Source organism: Streptococcus thoraltensis DSM 12221, assembly GCF_000380145.1.
Lineage (GTDB): Bacteria > Bacillota > Bacilli > Lactobacillales > Streptococcaceae > Streptococcus > Streptococcus thoraltensis.
On record NZ_KB904603.1, the window covers coordinates 1 to 16551 of the forward strand.

The 16551-nt window shown below is 40.2% G+C and carries 19 protein-coding genes and 1 pseudogene; 18 read left to right on the plus strand and 2 right to left on the minus strand.

The features are described 5' to 3' along the window. From A3IA_RS0106630 to yidD, 16 genes and pseudogenes are all read left to right on the plus strand, one after another. Positions 1-1172, plus strand: a pseudogene (locus A3IA_RS0106630) (IS3 family transposase); the annotation flags it as partial. A 372-nt stretch (positions 1173-1544) separates the two neighbouring features. Then, positions 1545-2405, plus strand: coding sequence for a DegV family protein (locus A3IA_RS0106635; RefSeq protein WP_018380540.1), 861 nt, complete (start codon positions 1545-1547; stop codon positions 2403-2405). A gap of 171 nt (positions 2406-2576) precedes the next feature. After that, the gene (gene rplM, locus A3IA_RS0106640; protein ID WP_018380541.1) at positions 2577-3023 is read left to right on the plus strand and encodes a 50S ribosomal protein L13; all 447 of its coding nucleotides are present in this window, start codon (positions 2577-2579) and stop codon (positions 3021-3023) included. 26 nt (positions 3024-3049) lie between these two features. Beyond that, a complete protein-coding gene (rpsI, locus tag A3IA_RS0106645; protein ID WP_003100732.1) occupies positions 3050-3442 on the plus strand; it encodes a 30S ribosomal protein S9 in 393 nt (130 codons plus the stop codon). Positions 3443-3648: 206 nt separating this feature from the next. Beyond that, positions 3649-4890, plus strand: a complete 1242-nt coding sequence (locus tag A3IA_RS0106650; RefSeq protein WP_018380542.1) for a diaminopimelate decarboxylase — start codon at positions 3649-3651, stop codon at positions 4888-4890. Between the two features lie 272 nt (positions 4891-5162). After that, entirely contained in the window at positions 5163-5513 is a 351-nt protein-coding gene (locus A3IA_RS0106655; RefSeq protein ID WP_039827908.1) for a hypothetical protein, read from the plus strand. Positions 5514-5588: 75 nt separating this feature from the next. Beyond that, positions 5589-5831 carry a YneF family protein gene (locus A3IA_RS0106660; protein ID WP_018380544.1) on the plus strand — a complete coding sequence of 81 codons (243 nt, stop codon included), beginning with the start codon at positions 5589-5591 and terminating at the stop codon, positions 5829-5831. A 53-nt stretch (positions 5832-5884) separates the two neighbouring features. Continuing rightward, positions 5885-6697 (plus strand): glutamate racemase, encoded by an 813-nt coding sequence (gene racE, locus A3IA_RS0106665; RefSeq protein WP_018380545.1) that lies wholly within the window; start codon positions 5885-5887, stop codon positions 6695-6697. After that, positions 6690-7697: a nucleoside-triphosphate diphosphatase gene (locus tag A3IA_RS0106670; RefSeq protein ID WP_018380546.1), complete on the plus strand. Its 1008-nt coding sequence runs from the start codon at positions 6690-6692 to the stop codon at positions 7695-7697. The genes racE and A3IA_RS0106670 overlap by 8 nt, the downstream gene beginning before the upstream one ends. Next, positions 7679-8200, plus strand: coding sequence for a metallophosphoesterase (locus tag A3IA_RS0106675; protein ID WP_018380547.1), 522 nt, complete (start codon positions 7679-7681; stop codon positions 8198-8200). Before A3IA_RS0106670 ends, A3IA_RS0106675 begins: the two co-directional genes overlap by 19 nt. Further along, positions 8197-8673, plus strand: coding sequence for a cyclic-di-AMP-binding protein CbpB (gene cbpB, locus A3IA_RS0106680; RefSeq protein WP_018380548.1), 477 nt, complete (start codon positions 8197-8199; stop codon positions 8671-8673). Before A3IA_RS0106675 ends, cbpB begins: the two co-directional genes overlap by 4 nt. After that, positions 8663-9403, plus strand: a complete 741-nt coding sequence (gene xerD / locus A3IA_RS0106685; RefSeq protein ID WP_018380549.1) for a site-specific tyrosine recombinase XerD — start codon at positions 8663-8665, stop codon at positions 9401-9403. Before cbpB ends, xerD begins: the two co-directional genes overlap by 11 nt. Further along, positions 9403-10110 (plus strand): segregation/condensation protein A, encoded by a 708-nt coding sequence (locus tag A3IA_RS0106690; protein ID WP_018380550.1) that lies wholly within the window; start codon positions 9403-9405, stop codon positions 10108-10110. Before xerD ends, A3IA_RS0106690 begins: the two co-directional genes overlap by 1 nt. Beyond that, positions 10107-10670, plus strand: a complete 564-nt coding sequence (scpB, locus tag A3IA_RS0106695) for an SMC-Scp complex subunit ScpB (protein WP_018380551.1) — start codon at positions 10107-10109, stop codon at positions 10668-10670. Before A3IA_RS0106690 ends, scpB begins: the two co-directional genes overlap by 4 nt. Before the next feature lie 9 nt (positions 10671-10679). After that, the gene (locus A3IA_RS0106700) at positions 10680-11405 is read left to right on the plus strand and encodes a pseudouridine synthase (protein ID WP_018380552.1); all 726 of its coding nucleotides are present in this window, start codon (positions 10680-10682) and stop codon (positions 11403-11405) included. Next, positions 11402-11653 (plus strand): membrane protein insertion efficiency factor YidD, encoded by a 252-nt coding sequence (yidD, locus tag A3IA_RS0106705; protein ID WP_026217603.1) that lies wholly within the window; start codon positions 11402-11404, stop codon positions 11651-11653. The genes A3IA_RS0106700 and yidD overlap by 4 nt, the downstream gene beginning before the upstream one ends. A gap of 17 nt (positions 11654-11670) precedes the next feature. Here the strand turns inward: yidD and A3IA_RS0106710 are convergent, their stop codons facing one another. Together A3IA_RS0106710 and trkA are read right to left on the minus strand one after the other, a co-directional pair. Then, positions 11671-13113, minus strand: coding sequence for a TrkH family potassium uptake protein (locus A3IA_RS0106710; RefSeq protein WP_018380554.1), 1443 nt, complete (start codon positions 13111-13113; stop codon positions 11671-11673). Next, a complete protein-coding gene (gene trkA, locus A3IA_RS0106715; protein WP_018380555.1) occupies positions 13106-14470 on the minus strand; it encodes a Trk system potassium transporter TrkA in 1365 nt (454 codons plus the stop codon). The genes A3IA_RS0106710 and trkA overlap by 8 nt, the downstream gene beginning before the upstream one ends. Positions 14471-14735: 265 nt before the next feature. Between trkA and trmL the strand changes: the two genes are divergently transcribed. Then, on the plus strand, positions 14736-15272 hold the full coding sequence (gene trmL, locus A3IA_RS0106720) for a tRNA (uridine(34)/cytosine(34)/5-carboxymethylaminomethyluridine(34)-2'-O)-methyltransferase TrmL (protein ID WP_018380556.1): 537 nt from the start codon (positions 14736-14738) through the stop codon (positions 15270-15272). A 98-nt stretch (positions 15273-15370) separates the two neighbouring features. Next, on the plus strand, positions 15371-16551 hold a 1181-nt coding region (locus A3IA_RS12295), incomplete at its 3' end, for a KxYKxGKxW signal peptide domain-containing protein (protein WP_425314536.1).

The following is a 16551-nucleotide window of genomic DNA, read 5'->3' on the forward strand; positions in this document are numbered from 1 at the left end:
CTTGAGATTGTTAACTATACCATCGCTCACGAGAAAAACTATCAAGCTGCCATTGATAAGTTTGGTGTCTCCTACCAACAAGTTTATTCTTGGGTACGGAAGTTTGAGAAGAACGACTCACAAGGGCTGGTGGATCGTAGAGGAAAAGGACTAGAAAGCAAGCCAAACCTCACTGAAGCTGAAAAACTTCAACTCAANATNAANCAANTGGAAGAACGNAANCGTTATNTAGAAATGGAGGTTGGTCTCCTAAAAAAGTTNNAGGAAATAAAACGGCGAAACCGTCGCTAAGAGTAGGAAAGCACCTAGAGAAGTTCCAAGCTATTAGGGATTACCATGATGAACACCCTGATAGTCTTATCTATCTCTTATGCCAGATTCTGAAGGTCTCACGTTCAGGCTATTATAAGTGGCTCAATCATGACGAAACAACCTCTGAGAAAGAAAACAAGAAACTGATGGAGAAGATTCAGGAACTTCATAAACATCACAATGGCATTCTAGGCTACCGTCGNATGACGANNTTCATNAACCNCCAACTCGCTACCAACGACAATAAGAAACGGATTCGTCGTCTGATGGGGATTCTTGGCATCCAATCTGTTATTCGTCGTGTGAGACATGCTTGTACGAAAGCTGGGGCTAGACTCTACGCTGAGAATCTTCTCAATCGGGATTTTACCGCGACAGCACCGAATCAGAAATGGTGCACAGATGTCACCTGCTTACAATACGGTCTCGGTGCCAAGGCTTATTTGAGTGCGATCAAGGACCTCTATGATGGCTCGATTATCGCCTATGAGATTGGTCATAACAATGATAATCCCTTGGTTATGAAGACCATTAAGAAAGCTCTAGCAACCAATCCAGGAGCGACACCGCTCATTCATAGCGATCGTGGCAGTCAGTACACATCAAAAGAATATCGTCATTTTACAACACAGGCTGGCATCACTCTATCGATGTCACGAGTTGGGAAATGTATCGACAATGCCCCAATTGAAAGTTTCTTTGGGCATTTCAAGACAGAGTCTTATCATCTCAAGAAATACAAAACGTATGAAGAGCTAGTCGCAGATGTGGAATGCTACATTGAGTTTTACAATACGCAACGTTATCAAACAAAATTAAACAACCTGACTCCTGGGGAATTCAGGAATCAGGTTGCTTAACATCTTTTATTAGTTGACTGTCTACTTGACAGGGAGCCGTTCATTGCTGACCTTTCTGAGAGTTTTTGTTGTCCAAAGAAAACTAATACTCATCCAAAATCAAAAACTAACTTTTTGTAACCATTGTCTGTTGACGATGGTTTTTAATACTCTTCAAAAATCAAAAGCAGACCTTATTGACGTGATTTGATGGACTTTAGTTCTATCTGTATCGGCGTTGCCTAGTTTGCTTTTGATTTTCATTTAGTATCAGAGGGTCGAAGAAAATTCTCTCAAATAGTCGTTTCTTTAGCTTGAAACTATTCAGCGTATAGTTTTTTTGTTATAATATAGAAAAACTTTGAAAATCAAAATATTTGAAAAGAGAATAAAATGACTTTTAAACTTGTAACAGACTCAACCGCCGACCTTCAAGAAACCTGGGCTAAAGATAATGATGTGACCGTTTTAGGTCTGACGATTAGACTTGAAGGGGTTACTTACGAGACTGTTGGAGACCGCCGCTTAACGTCAGAAACTTTGCTAACAGCTATGAAGAACGGTGGGCAACCAACTACCAGTCAAATCAACGTTGGGACTTTTGAAACTTATTTTCGTCAAGAAGTTCAAGCGGGAAATGACATTTTGTATATGGCTTTTTCATCAGTATTGTCAGGAACTTACCAGTCCGCGATGATGGCACGCGAGATGGTTTTAGAAGAATACCCAGAAGCTTGTATCGAGATTGTCGATACCTTAGCTGCAGCTGGTGGTGAGGGCTTTTTAGTCATGCTAGCGGCAGAAAAACGAGATCAGGGTCTACCGTTGGATCAAGTTGTCGCGGAAATGAAAGCTATCAGCCCTCGTTTATATAGCCATTTTTTGGTAGATGATCTTTACCATTTAATGCGCGGTGGTCGTCTTTCAAAGGGATCAGCTATTGTCGGTAGCTTGGTTAATGTTAAGCCTCTTTTATGGATTGATAGTCAAGGAAACTTAGCACCCTTAAACAAAGTGAGGGGGCGTAAAAAAGGCATCAGAGAAATGATTGAAAAATCTGTCCAAAATTTAGATTATGCAACAGTTGTCGTTGCACATGCCAACGATCCAGAAGCAGCTCAAAAAATGGAAGTTGCATTATTGGACAAAGCTTCTGTTGATCGTGTTATTCAATTACCTCTGGGACCTGTTATCTCGGCCCATGTAGGACCTGGTACTTTAGCTGTATTTTCAGTTGGGAAAACTCCTAGATGAATTGAAAATAAAAATAAAAAACACTTGACTTTAGTCAGTGATTTTTGATATGATATTAAACGGTATTGTTTACCCCATTTGAAAGGCCCCGGAACCTTCCAAATACCTTCGGTGGGACGGAACACCCACCACCCTTGTAAACAAATATTACGAATTCGTATAGGAGAAATCATGAACAAAACAACTTTCATGGCTAAACCAGGCCAAGTTGAACGTAAATGGTACGTTGTTGACGCAACAGATGTGCCACTTGGACGTCTTTCTGCAGTAGTTGCTAGCGTACTTCGCGGAAAAAACAAACCAACTTTCACTCCACACACTGATACAGGTGATTTTGTGATTGTTATCAATGCTGAAAAAGTTAAATTAACTGGTAAAAAAGCAACTGATAAAATCTACTACACTCACTCAATGTATCCAGGAGGATTGAAACAAATCTCTGCTGGTGAACTTCGTTCTAAAAATGCTGTGCGTTTGATCGAAAAATCAGTTAAAGGCATGCTTCCACATAACACTCTTGGACGTGCACAAGGTATGAAATTGAAAGTCTTCACAGGTGCTGAGCACACACACGCTGCTCAACAACCAGAAGTACTTGATATCTCAGGACTTATCTAATCTAAGAGGAAAGGAGCAACATAAATATGGCACAAGCACAATATGCAGGTACTGGTCGTCGTAAAAACGCGGTTGCACGCGTTCGTTTGGTACCAGGTACTGGTAAAATCACAGTTAATAAAAAAGATGTAGAAGAATACATCCCACACGCAGACCTACGTCTTGTTATCAACCAACCGTTCGCAGTGACTTCAACAGAAGGTTCATACGACGTGTTCGTTAACGTTAACGGTGGTGGATACGGTGGTCAATCAGGTGCAATCCGTCACGGTATTGCACGTGCGCTTCTTCAAGTAGACCCAGACTTCCGCGATTCATTGAAACGCGCTGGACTTCTTACACGTGACGCACGTATGGTTGAACGTAAGAAACCAGGTCTTAAGAAAGCTCGTAAAGCTTCACAATTCTCAAAACGTTAAGAACCGCTTTACATCAACGATTACAAGCATTTTGCAAATCTCTTGCAAGGTGCTTTTTTTGTCGTTTTTTGCTTTTGATACCTTTTTTGATACCGTTTCGGAAAAACTTCTACATCTTTTTGAACTGTTATTTTGCTTTGAGATAGTCTGTTGAATAGTTTTTTATGCTATAATAATCCTAATATTTTGAAGATTTGGAGATTCTTATGAAAACACCTTTTATTTCTCGTCAAGAGTTGGATAAGATTACTGAACACTTTCCTACGCCTTTCCATCTTTATGATGAGAAAGGGATTCGTGAAAAAGCTCGTGCGTTAAACAAAGCTTTTTCTTGGAACAAAGGTTTCAAAGAATATTTTGCGGTTAAGGCAACGCCGACACCTGCTATTTTGAAAATTCTACAAGAGGAAAATTGCGGTGTGGACTGTGCGACGGGTGTTGAACTCTTAATGAGTCATAAACTGGGCTTTAAAGACATCATGTTTTCGTCAAACAACACACCAGCATCCGAGTACCAATATGCCCGAGAAATCGGAGCAACCATCAATCTGGACGCCTATGAAATGATTGCTTTTGTCAAAGAAACAGTCGGCTTACCAGAAACGGTATCACTTCGTTATAATCCAGGTGGTGTCTTCTCTCTCGGGACAGATATTATGGATAATCCTGAAGAGTCCAAATTTGGCATGACGCGAGAGCAATTGATCCAAGGTTTCAAGGATTTAAAAACTGAAGGGGTCAAAGAGTTTGGGATTCATTCTTTCCTAGCTTCCAATACAGTTACTAATGACTATTATCCAGAGTTGGCGCGTCAGCTATTTACGCTGGCTGTGGAAATCCGAGAAGAAGCAGGAGTTGAACTTAGCTTTATCAACTTATCTGGTGGTATCGGTGTCAATTATCGTCCTGAAGAGAAAGCCAATGATATTGCAATCATCGGTGAAAGTGTTCGCAAGGTTTATGAAGATGTCCTTACACCGGCTGGACTTGGGGATATTAAGATTTTCACGGAACTTGGTCGCTTTATGCTAGCTCCTCATGGTCTCTTGGTCACAAAAGTCTTGCATCGTAAGAAAACTTATCGTGATTATGTCGGTGTGGATGCATCGGCTGTCAATCTCTTACGCCCAGCTATGTATGGTTCTTATCATCACATTACTAATATCAGCAACCCCAATGGTGCTGTAGAAATAGTAGATGTTGTTGGTTCACTCTGTGAGAATAACGATAAATTTGCCAAACAGCGTGAAATCCCTAAGGCGCGTGTGGGGGATACCTTAGTCATACATGACACAGGTGCACATGGTTTTTCAATGGGCTATCAGTACAATGCCCGTCTACGTTCGGCTGAAATTCTCTATCAAACAGATGGTAGTGCTCGTCTTATACGTCGTGCAGAGACACCAGAGGACTACTTTGCAACCATTAGAGGCTTTGATTTTGACTAATAGCGTGTGAAGAAGAGTTGGATTAAGGTCCAGCTCTTTTCATTTTAAAAGAGATTGACTGTTCGGATTAGGACAGCTATTAGCAAGGGAACTATTGTGCTTGCTGGTATTAGCGGTAGCTCTTTGCTCTCATCATCTTAAGCAAGAACACTAAAAGACAGTGATAGTTGTAGCAGGATTAGCATCGTGCTTAAGGGAATTTCAGGTGTTATGTAGAGCCAGTTTATTCACTCAAGTGGAGTAACTAGGTATTGAGGACAACTTTGAGCACTTTGAGGCGCTGGCTTCGAAAGAAATCTGGCAATGTCGGTGCTATTCAAGATGAGATTTTGGGTGATTCCAGCCAAAAGAGTTTTGGATTTCATCATTTTCTTAGCCGTAGCGTTCAGCTAGGTAGGCGCGCAGAAAGCTTAGCCATTTTAGTCTTTCGTTTTCGAAGGCTTATCATGTTTTGGGCACAATTCATCAAAGTCTTAATGATGGATATGATACTTCCCTCCTCCAGCTTAGTCAGTTTGCTACTGATTTTTTGTATGTGGGCTAAACGCTGTTTTTGGATAAACATCAGCGTAGCTAATGTGTTGCTAGTTTTATTTGTGGCAGTTTTCATGGCTTATTTTTAGGTATTTTCAAATTTGTAAAGCCGTGACTTTTCTGCTATAATAGGACGGTAAATAAGACTAGGAGAAATCAAAAACATGTCAACAGCATTATGGATTTTAATCGTTGTATTAGTAGCAATTGCAGGTGTATTTGGTGGTGTTTTCATTGCCCGTAAACAAATCGAAAAAGAAATTGGTCAATACCCACGTTTGACACCAGATGCCATCCGTGAAATGATGAGTCAAATGGGTCAAAAACCAAATGAAGCGAAAGTTCAACAGACTTACCGCAACATCGTTAAACAATCAAAAGCAGCCGCTGCTAAAAAGAAAAAATAAGATTAAGAGGGGTTGGGAGCAGAGTTCTCAACCCTTTTTAGAAAGAAGAGACTATGGATAATCGTCCCATTGGTTTTTTAGATTCAGGTGTAGGTGGCTTGACAGTTGTCAGGGAATTGATGCGACAACTCCCTCATGAAGAAATTGTTTACATCGGTGATTCAGCTAGAGCACCTTACGGGCCACGACCTGCGGAACAAATTCGAGAGTACACATGGCAACTGGTTAATTTTCTCTTGACCAAAAACGTTAAAATGATTGTGTTTGCTTGCAACACAGCTACAGCAGTGGCGTGGGAAGAAATTAAAGCGGCTCTAAGTATCCCTGTCTTGGGGGTTATTTTACCAGGGTCAAGCGCAGCTATTAAAGTCACCCAAACCAAAAAAGTAGGGGTCATTGCCACTCCAATGACCGTCAAATCTGACATTTACAAGGAAAAAGTGCAGCTTTTAGATCCCGATATATCCGTGATGTCATTAGCTTGTCCTAGATTTGTCCCATTGGTGGAATCCAATGAAACAACTTCTAGTGTCGCTAAGAAAGTCGTCTATGAAACCTTGGCGCCCTTGGTTGGTCAAGTGGATACCTTGATTTTGGGTTGCACGCATTATCCTTTGCTTCGTCCTATTATTCAAAATGTTATGGGACCTGGAGTTAAGCTGATAGATAGTGGTGCTGAGACAGTTCGTGATATTTCAGTCTTACTAAACTATTTTGAAATCAATCGTAGCCGGGAGGCACAGGGCAAAAAGGACTGTTTCTATACAACAGCTGGTGTTGCTAGTTTTCAAGAAATTGCCGAAAGTTGGTTAGGAAAATCAATTCGTGTTGAGCATGTTAACCTAGAGGAGGTTTTGAATGACTAAGAAGATTTATGAACATAAAGATGGGCAGGATTGGTTTATAGGAAGCATGTCTGGTCATAATACCTTGGCTTATTTAGGCGATGAGAATCGAATAGATGACCCCTTATTTGAGTTAAACTCGTTTTTAAGTCGTCTGACCTTAATTGATCCTTTTTCAGAAGATGAGTGGAATAAGCCTAGAGGTTATTGTGTGACAGTCGTTAGATGGTCGTCAGAATTCAAATTGATTAGCTTTGTTTTGAAGATGATTAATGAGAGTTTAGACCGTCGTTTAGAAGCTAGGCAGCATAATGGGGCGATTCTCATTATCGAAGATGATCGGCTATTGGCTGTTCAGTTGCCTCAAAATGGCTTACCGCTTTCAGATTTCTCTGATAAAAGTCAGTCAGATTTTGGTGACAAACTGCTCATTGCCACACATAATGAAGGCAAGGTCAGGGAATTCCGTAAGATGTTTGCTTCGCTTGGAATTGAAGTGGAAAGTCTAAACGACTATCCTGATTTACCAGAAGTAGAAGAGACGGGAATGACTTTCGAAGAAAATGCACGTCTCAAGGCAGAGACCATTTCTAAATTAACTGGTCGCATGGTTTTAGCTGATGATTCAGGTTTGAAAGTTGATGCTCTAGGTGGCTTACCTGGTGTGTGGTCGGCACGCTTTTCAGCACCAGATCCAACGGATGAAAAAAACAATGCTAAACTCTTGCATGAATTGGCTATGGTTTTTGAACAAAAAGACCGTAGTGCTCAATTTCATTCAACTCTAGTTGTCGCTGCGCCAGATAAAGAAAGTCTGGTTGTCGCCGCAGATTGGCCGGGGTATATCGCTTATGAAGAAAAAGGTGAGGGCGGCTTTGGTTACGATCCACTTTTCCTTGTTGGCGAAACGGGTCAAACAGCTGCTCAGCTCAGTCCAGAACAAAAGAATGACATGTCTCATCGTGGTTTAGCGATGAAAAAACTAATGGAGGAATTTCCAGCATGGCAGAACAAATTTTAATTGTAATGAGTGATTCTCACGGCGCTAAAGCTGTGGTTGAAAAGATAAAAGAACACTATCAAGGTCAGGTAGATGCTATTTTCCATAATGGTGATTCTGAGTTAGCGCCATCAGATGCTGTTTGGCAGGGAATTCATGTTGTTAAAGGTAACTGTGATTACGATTCTGGTTATCAAGAAGATAATATCGTTCATTTACCAGACTTAATCGTTGCCCAGACACACGGTCATCTTTATCACATCAACTTTATATGGAGCCGTTTAATCAAATTTGCCCAAGAAGCGCAAGCTGATATTTGCTTGTATGGTCATTTACATCGCGCGGCAGCCTGGCAAGAAGAGGGTATTGTCTTTGTTAACCCAGGATCTGTTTTACAGCCGCGGGGAGACATCAATGAAAAACTCTATGCTATGATTAGGGTCACAGATACTTCAATTAAGGTTGATTTCTTAGACCTTAATCACCAAGTTTATCCAGGTTTATCACAGGAATTTAGCAGATGATTGCAAAAGAATTTGAAGATTTTTTATTGAATTATACCGAGCATTATTTAATTCCTTCCAAAGACCTTGCTATTGTGGTTGATACCCATAATATGGATCATGTACTGCTCCTGATGACCAGTAATGGTTATTCACGTATCCCTGTTATTTCAAAAGAGAAAGCCTATTGTGGAACAGTTTCAATTTCTGATATTATGCACTATCAGGCTGAAAATAATTTAGCAGATTGGGAGCTTTCTCAAACCGATGTAGCAGTGGCAGTTAATGACAAGGTGGAAACTATTTTAGCGGATGCCTCATTGACAGAAATTATGCACAAACTCGTGGATAATCCTTTTTTGCCAGTTTTGGATAGCGATAAGCACTTTATGGGAATTATCACACGAAAATCAATTCTGAAAGCTGTCAATGCCCTGCTACATGATTTTACTGAGGATTATGACATCACACCAAAAGAAAAACATGATATCTAAAGAGCTTATTACAACCTTTTTAGCTGAGAAAAACATCTCATCTGCCTCTCAAAAAGCCTACTTTTATGATTTAGAGCAGTTTATGGATTTGGTAGAAGGCCATATCAATGACACCAGTCTTCTTTATTATCAAGAATTTTTAAAATCCTTAAAAGTCAGTGCCCAGAAGCGCAAACAATCATCTGTCAATCAATTTTTACTCTATCTCTACGAAGAAGGGCAGCTGGATCGCTATCATCGCTTGAAAAGGGTGAAAGAAGTTTCGTCTGAGCCGAAATCCTTTCAAAAGATTGATTTGGATTTTTTAAAGGAAGACAGCGAACAGTATCATGGGCGTCTGATTGCCTCGTTTCTAGCACTTATGGGCTTAACCCTGAAAGAAATAGCGGAGGTGAAAGGTGACATGATTGATGTTGAATTTAAGGTTTTGAAGATCAAAAAAGATGGACAAGTCAGAATTCTGCACTTGCCTCAGAGTATTTTGCAACAACTACCAGAAGTGTCTGAGGATTCTTATCTCTTTGATAATAAAGGGATGGCTTATTCTCGTCAGTGGTTTTTCTTGCAACTCAAGGCGTATTTGCATAGTCTCAATCTAAGCCATCTGACGGCTCAAGAATTGCGACAACAGTATATTCTTAGTCAAATTGTTTTAGGAAAGTCAGCAATAGAGATTGCCAAACAACTGGGGCTAAAATCGACACAGACCCTCGAGAAATATTTCAAATAATGGATATAAAATTAAAAGATTTTGAAGGTCCCCTTGATTTACTTTTACACTTGGTGTCAAAGTATGAGGTGGATATTTATGATGTACCCTTGGTTGAGGTCATCGAACAATATTTAGCATATCTAGCAACCCTTCAAGCTATGAAGTTGGAAATTGCTGGAGAGTACATGGTGATGGCTAGCCAGCTCATGCTGATAAAGAGCCGCAAGCTCTTACCGAAAGTTGTGGAAGAAACACCACTTGAAGAAGACCTTGAAATGGAACTTCTCTCGCAAATCGAAGAGTACAAGCGTTTCAAGGCTATTTCACAGGAACTGGGACGACAACACCAAGAGCGTGCCAAGTTATTTTCAAAAGCTAAGACAGAGATTGTCTCAGAAGATGTAATCCTAAAAGAGGATAAGACAACTTTAGATCTTTATCTAGCTTTTTCAAAAATCATGGCTCAAAAGCAGGTTGCTTTTAACCAAGAGCATACCACCATCGCAGCAGATGATTACCGTATTGAGGATATGATGGTCTTTGTGGAAAGTCAACTTGAGGTTGGTCGACCTAAATCAATGCAACAATTGTTCCAAGAAGTTGAGAGTAAGGAGCAGATGATTACCATCTTTTTGGCTATTTTAGAATTGGTCAAACGTCAGGTCGTAAGGGTTGAGCAAGAGCAGAATTTCTCAGATGTTACATTAAGAAGGGAGGCGGCATGACAACTTTATCACAAATCGAAGCGCTTCTCTTCGTGGCTGGAGAAGAGGGCCTATCAATTCGTCAATTAGCAGAATTACTAGAATTACCGCCATCAGGTTTACAACAGTCTATGGAAAAATTGGTAGAGAAGTATCAAAAAGACAAGGATTCTGCTCTGAGCGTTTTAGAATCAGCCAATACTTACAAATTAGTCACTAAAGATGATTATGCAGACCTATTGAAGTCATACGCCCATACCCCAATCAATCAAAGCCTGTCTCGAGCAAGTCTTGAAACCTTATCGATTATTGCTTATAAGCAGCCTATTACACGGATTGAAGTTGATGGGATTCGTGGGGTAAATTCAAGTGGAGCCATTAGCAAGTTACAAGCTTTCGGATTGGTTCAAGAAGTTGGAAAGAAAGAAGTTCTTGGTCGTCCTAATCTTTATGCGACTACGGATTATTTTTTAGATTATATGGGCATCAATAGCCTAGACGAGCTGGTTGATGTCTCAACTATTGACATCAAGGAAGAAGAGGTCGCATTATTTGCGGAAGTTCCCTCTTTAGAAGAATAAGGAAACAAGATGAGAATTAACAAATATATCGCCCACGCAGGTGTGGCTAGTCGTCGTAAGGCAGAAGAATTAATTAAAAAGGGCTTGGTAACCATTAACGGAAAGACCGTTACTGAGTTGGCAACAATCGTTAAGTCAGGTGATGTTGTTGAAGTTGAGGGCAGCCCTATTTATAACGAAGAAAAAGTTTACTACCTACTAAATAAACCTCGCGGAGTGATTTCAAGTGTATCGGATGAAAAAGGGCGTCAAACAGTGGTGGATTTGCTCCCACAAGTTAAGGAACGCATTTATCCTGTAGGTCGCTTGGATTGGGACACTTCTGGACTTCTTCTTTTGACAAATGATGGCGATTTTACTGATAAAATGATTCATCCTCGTAATGAGATTGATAAGGTTTACGTGGCGCGTGTTAAAGGTATTGCAACAAAAGAAAATCTTCGCCCACTGACGCGTGGTGTTGTTATTGATGGCACAAAAACTAAGCCTGCCCGCTACAATATCATCAAAGTTGAAGCGGATAAAAATCGTTCGGTTGTCGAATTGGTTATCCATGAGGGGCGTAACCATCAGGTTAAGAAGATGTTTGAATCTGTTGGTTTACTAGTTGATAAACTATCACGTACTCAGTTTGGTACCCTCGATTTGAGAGGACTTCGTCCGGGAGAATCTCGTCGTCTTAGCAAGAAAGAAGTTAGCCAGCTTCACAATATGGCTATCAATAAAACAAAATGAGAAAAGTGCTAATAGCAGTCGTTTGTTTCTATCAAAAATACCTGTCGCCTGTGTTGCCAGGAACCTGCCGCTTTCGACCAACCTGCTCCCAGTACATGATTGAAGCCATTGACAAACATGGCTTTAAGGGAATTATGATGGGAATTGCTAGAATTCTGCGTTGTCATCTCTGCTCAAAAACTGGATTTGATCCCGTTCCTGATCATTTTTCACTCAAAACACATGTCAAAAACGATTCACAAAAGTGAACCGTTTTTTCGTTATATTAATATTTGGACCAGGTACGTCTTAAGAAAAGTAAGAGCATCGGATAGATTTCCAGACGACCGGCAATCATGGCAAAACTCATGAGTAGTTTTGAGAACGGGCTGAAGATATCAAAGGTTTCAGCAGTTCCCAACATCGGTCCGATATTATTAAATGTTGAAGCGGCTGCACTGACAACTATCATAAAATCTTTTTGATGGTCAATGCTTAAACAAAATACCAGACAAATAAACATGATAACATAGATGGCTAAGTATTTTAAGACACTATGTTGTGTTTCCTTATCGATAACATTTTCCCCAATATGGAGAGACATTACCCGACGTGGATAAAGTGTTCTTAGGACTTCGTTTTTGACAATTTTAGAAATGATGAGTGCTCTTATGACTTTAAAACCACCAGCTGTGGAACCAGCTGACCCTCCCAAGAACATCAATAAAAGAAGGACAAACTGTGCAAATAGTGGCCATACCGTCAAATCTGTAATTCCAAAACCAGTGGTTGTAATCACATTGGTTACTTGGAAGAAAGAGAAACGAATGGTTTGAGATAGGCTAGAGTACAGGTGGCTCACGTTTAAGATAATAACTATTGTTGCCACGAGGATTGTCCCTAGATATAAGCGCAATTCGGTGTCTTTAAAGAAAATCTTGAATTTTCGCATCAATATCAAATAATATAAGTTAAAATTGATTCCAAAAAGCATGACACCGAAAGAAATCACATAAGTAATGAGAGGGCTCTTATAGTGAGCGATAGAATCGTTATAGACACCGAAGCCACCAGTACCAGCACCTCCCATAGCTGTTATAATACTGTCAAAAAAGGGCATACCGCACAGCCATAAAATGAGAGTAAAAACAAGGAACATTCCCATGTAGATGAAGTAGAGAATTTGGGCAGTATCCTTTAGCTTTGCCACTACTTTTCCAAAGACGGGTCCAGGAACTTCAGCCCTCATAACTTCATAGTGACCGTTTTTGCTATTGCTCATAATAGCGAGCGCAAAAACCAACACCCCCATCCCTCCAATTAAATGGGCAAAACTTCTCCAAAAGAGGAGGGAGTGTGATAAGACAGAAACATCAGTTAGGATAGTAGCCCCAGTGGTAGTAAAGCCTGAACTGACTTCGAAGAAAGCATCGATAAGGCTTGGGATTTGACCTGAAAACACGAACGGAAGGGCCCCAAAGAAGGACCAGAGCGTCCAGCAGAGTGCGACGATTAACATGCCTTCTTTAGTGTAAATGTGGTGATTTTTTGGTTTTGACCAACTCCCCAAGCCACCAAGTAGCAGGAGTAGCCCAATCGTGTAGAGAATGCTGAGTTTAATAGACCAATCTTCTTGGTAGATGAAAGATACGAAAAGTGGGACTAGGAGAAGCCCTGCCTCGATGATGAGTAGTTTTGATAATAAAAAACGGACCATTGCTCTATTCATTACGAGACCTCTTCATCAAATCATAGATTTTTGTAATATTTTTAAGTAGGGTAATGACGACAATTTTATCTCCGACTTCAAGGATGTCTTCTCCAGTAGGATAGATAGTTCTCCCCTTGCGGATAATAGCAGCAATTAAGACATTGTCTTTAAGTTTGATATTGGATAGTTGTTGCCCAGCCATTTTGTTCTTTTCACGAACTTCAAATTGGAGGGTTTCGATACGACCATTTGCTACGTGGTGCATGGCATCTAAATTAGAATCTTGGGCATTATCACGCCCACGGACAAAATGCATGACAGTATCGGCAGCGATACTTTTGGGGGTAATAATACTAGAGGATACAAAGTTATGGTCGATGATTTCAAGGAGGCTAGTACGGTTAACCTTGGTAATATTTTTTTGCACACCGACTTTTTCCAAGAAAAGAGAAGCAATGATGTTCTCTTCATCCACACCTGTTAAGGTAGCTACGGCGTCATAGTTAGCTGCACTCTCTTCTAAGAGGACATCTTTTGCAGTTCCGTCACCAACAACAATGTTAAGATGGGGAAATTCTTGACTGAGCCATTGCGCGTGTTTTTCATCTCGTTCAATAACTTTCAAGTTAATTTTGTTATTTCGAAGCAATGAGAGGAGATAATAGGCGATGCGTCCTGCGCCAATAATCATCATATTTTTGATGAGTTTATGCTTAACAAAGTTATGGAAAAGGACCATTTCGACACGACTACCCGTTACAAAGATACGGTCTTCGGGGAGGATGGTATCATTCCCATCGGGAATGAGGATAGCTCCTTTTCTCTGAACAGCACAGATAACGATATTGCCAAATTTTCTACGGAATTCTGAAAGAGACATATGACTTAGGATGCTCTGATCGGATACCGAAAATTCCATGAGCATGACACGTCCATTTACAAAATGTTCTACAGATTTAGCATTTGGAAAGTCGATACTATTAGCGATGTAGCGAGCAGTCAAAAGTTCAGGATTAATCACTAGTGAAAATCCTAAGAAATTACGTTCTTTAAAGTAAGCGTTGGAGTATTCAGGATTACGGACACGGACAATGGTCTCTTTAGCCCCCATTTGCTTAGCGAGAACTGCTGAAATCATATTGACTTCATCTTTGTCTGTCATTGCAATGAAAATATCACAATCGTGAATGTCAGCTTGTTCTAAAATTTTATGGTTGGCGCCGTTACCAAGAAGTCCAATGATATCGTATCGTTTGGTGAGGTGTTTTAAGACACTTTCTTTTTGTTCAATCAATACGACATCGTGATTTTCTTCGACTAGCGATCGACAAAGCGCAGCTCCGACCTTACCGCCACCGACTAGAATTATTTGCATGATTTTCCTCCATAGTAATCACATCCTATCATACTCTTTTTTTCATAAAAATGCATCCTACTAAAGGGAATTTTAAGAAGAAATTTCAGAAAAAATAGTTGACACTAGCGACGAAAGTGTTATACTTACTATTAAGCTATTCGTTGGTTTAAATCAAACCTGTTATGATTTAAGGTAACGAGTCAACATGAACCACGCTATCTGCTGAGCTTGACTCCGGGTAGCGTGGTTATTTTTGTGGACAAAAATCAAGGAGAATGAGACTATGATAGAAAATAACCATGAGAAACAATCAACTGGACGTAATCACGTTGTGCTTTTCCAGCCACAAATTCCACAAAATACTGGAAATATTGCGAGAACCTGTGCGGCGACTAATAGCCCTTTACATATTATCAAACCGATGGGATTTCCTATTGATGATAAAAAAATGAAACGTGCTGGTCTGGATTATTGGGATAAATTGGATATTTATTATTACGATTCTTTGGAAGAATTCATGGAAAGCACTGATGGACCAGTTTTTTTGATTTCTAAGTTTGCGGATAAAACATATTCTGATGTGGATTATAATCAACCGCTTAATCAATACTTTATGTTTGGACGCGAAGATACTGGTCTACCTGAAATTTTTATGAGAGAAAATGCAGAGAAGGCTCTTAGGATTCCGATGAACGATGAACATGTTAGAAGTTTAAATGTTTCTAACGCTGTTTGTATGGTTGTGTACGAGGCACTGCGTCAACAGCAGTTTCAAGGTTTAGAAACGGTACATATTTACAAAAATGATAAATTGAAATAAAACTAAATATTTGCAAAAACAGTAGAAAATCAAGAAATATTTTGTTACACTAATTTTCAAAATGCTTTAGTTTAGGAGATTAGACCATGAAACAGAAGATGTATAAGGCAAAAAAGCACTGGGTTGTTGCTGGTGTTACAACCGCTAGCCTTTTTTGGGCGCCAACAGTCTTAGCGCAAGAAGCAGCACCAGCCACTGCCGTAGTTGTTGACGAAACGACAGGTGGTTCTGATAATGTCACACCACAGTCGACTACTGATGTAGGCACTACGGCTGTTGCAGTTGATTCTGCATCGGTAGAAACTAGTCGTGAGTGGAGTGGAGAATCCTTGGTTGCGGAGAATGTTAATCCTGCTGAGACGTCATCTATTAGGTCAAGTTCACCGCAGTCAGCACTATTGAAAACCGATAATAGTCCAACACCAGTAATGACAGCTCCATCAGCGATTGTTAGTCATGATGTCAAACCAACCTCAGCACCTAAAAAGGAGAGCTTATCTGCTGGAGGAATTGCATCCGATTTATCGAAAGTAGATAATAGTGACATTAAGATTCGCTCACATGTGGAAAATATAGGTTGGCAACCACCAAGTAATGCAACGCAGTTGATTGGTACAGTTGGACAGAGTAAACGTTTAGAAGCTCTTGAACTTAGTTTGGGAAAAGACATGGCGAGNTTAGGAGAGATTGTTTACCAAAGTCATATTCAAAATATAGGCTGGCAGCGTCCAGTCAAAAATGGCGAGCTTAGTGGTACGGTTGGACAAGGGAAACGTCTTGAGGCNGTTAATGTTCGACTAACGCAAGAATTAGCAACCCATTTCGANCTTTACTACCGTGTTCATGTTCAAGATTATGGTTGGTTAGATTGGNCAAAGAATGGGGCTAATGCAGGAACAGAAGGACTTTCGAAACGGATTGAAGCTATTGAGATGCAACTTCTTNCTAAAGGAGCNCATTTCACAGGGACTATGAGTCGTTCTTTTATAAAGAAAGGTGCTCAATCAGCTTCGATTAGTTATCAAACTTATATTGAGAAAAAAGGTTGGCAAGCCTTGGTTTCTGATGGTCATTTAAGTGGTAGTACGGGTCAGNATCAACAGATAGAATCTTTAAAACTTCGACTTCATTCCGATTATTTGGGACATCTTTCGTATCAAACTCACATTCAGAATGTTGGCTGGATAGCTGCAGTTGGTGAAGGTCAAGCAAGTGGTCAAGGAAGTTCTAATCGCCAAGTTGAGGCAGTGAGAATTTCCTTAGTTGGTGAGATTAGTCA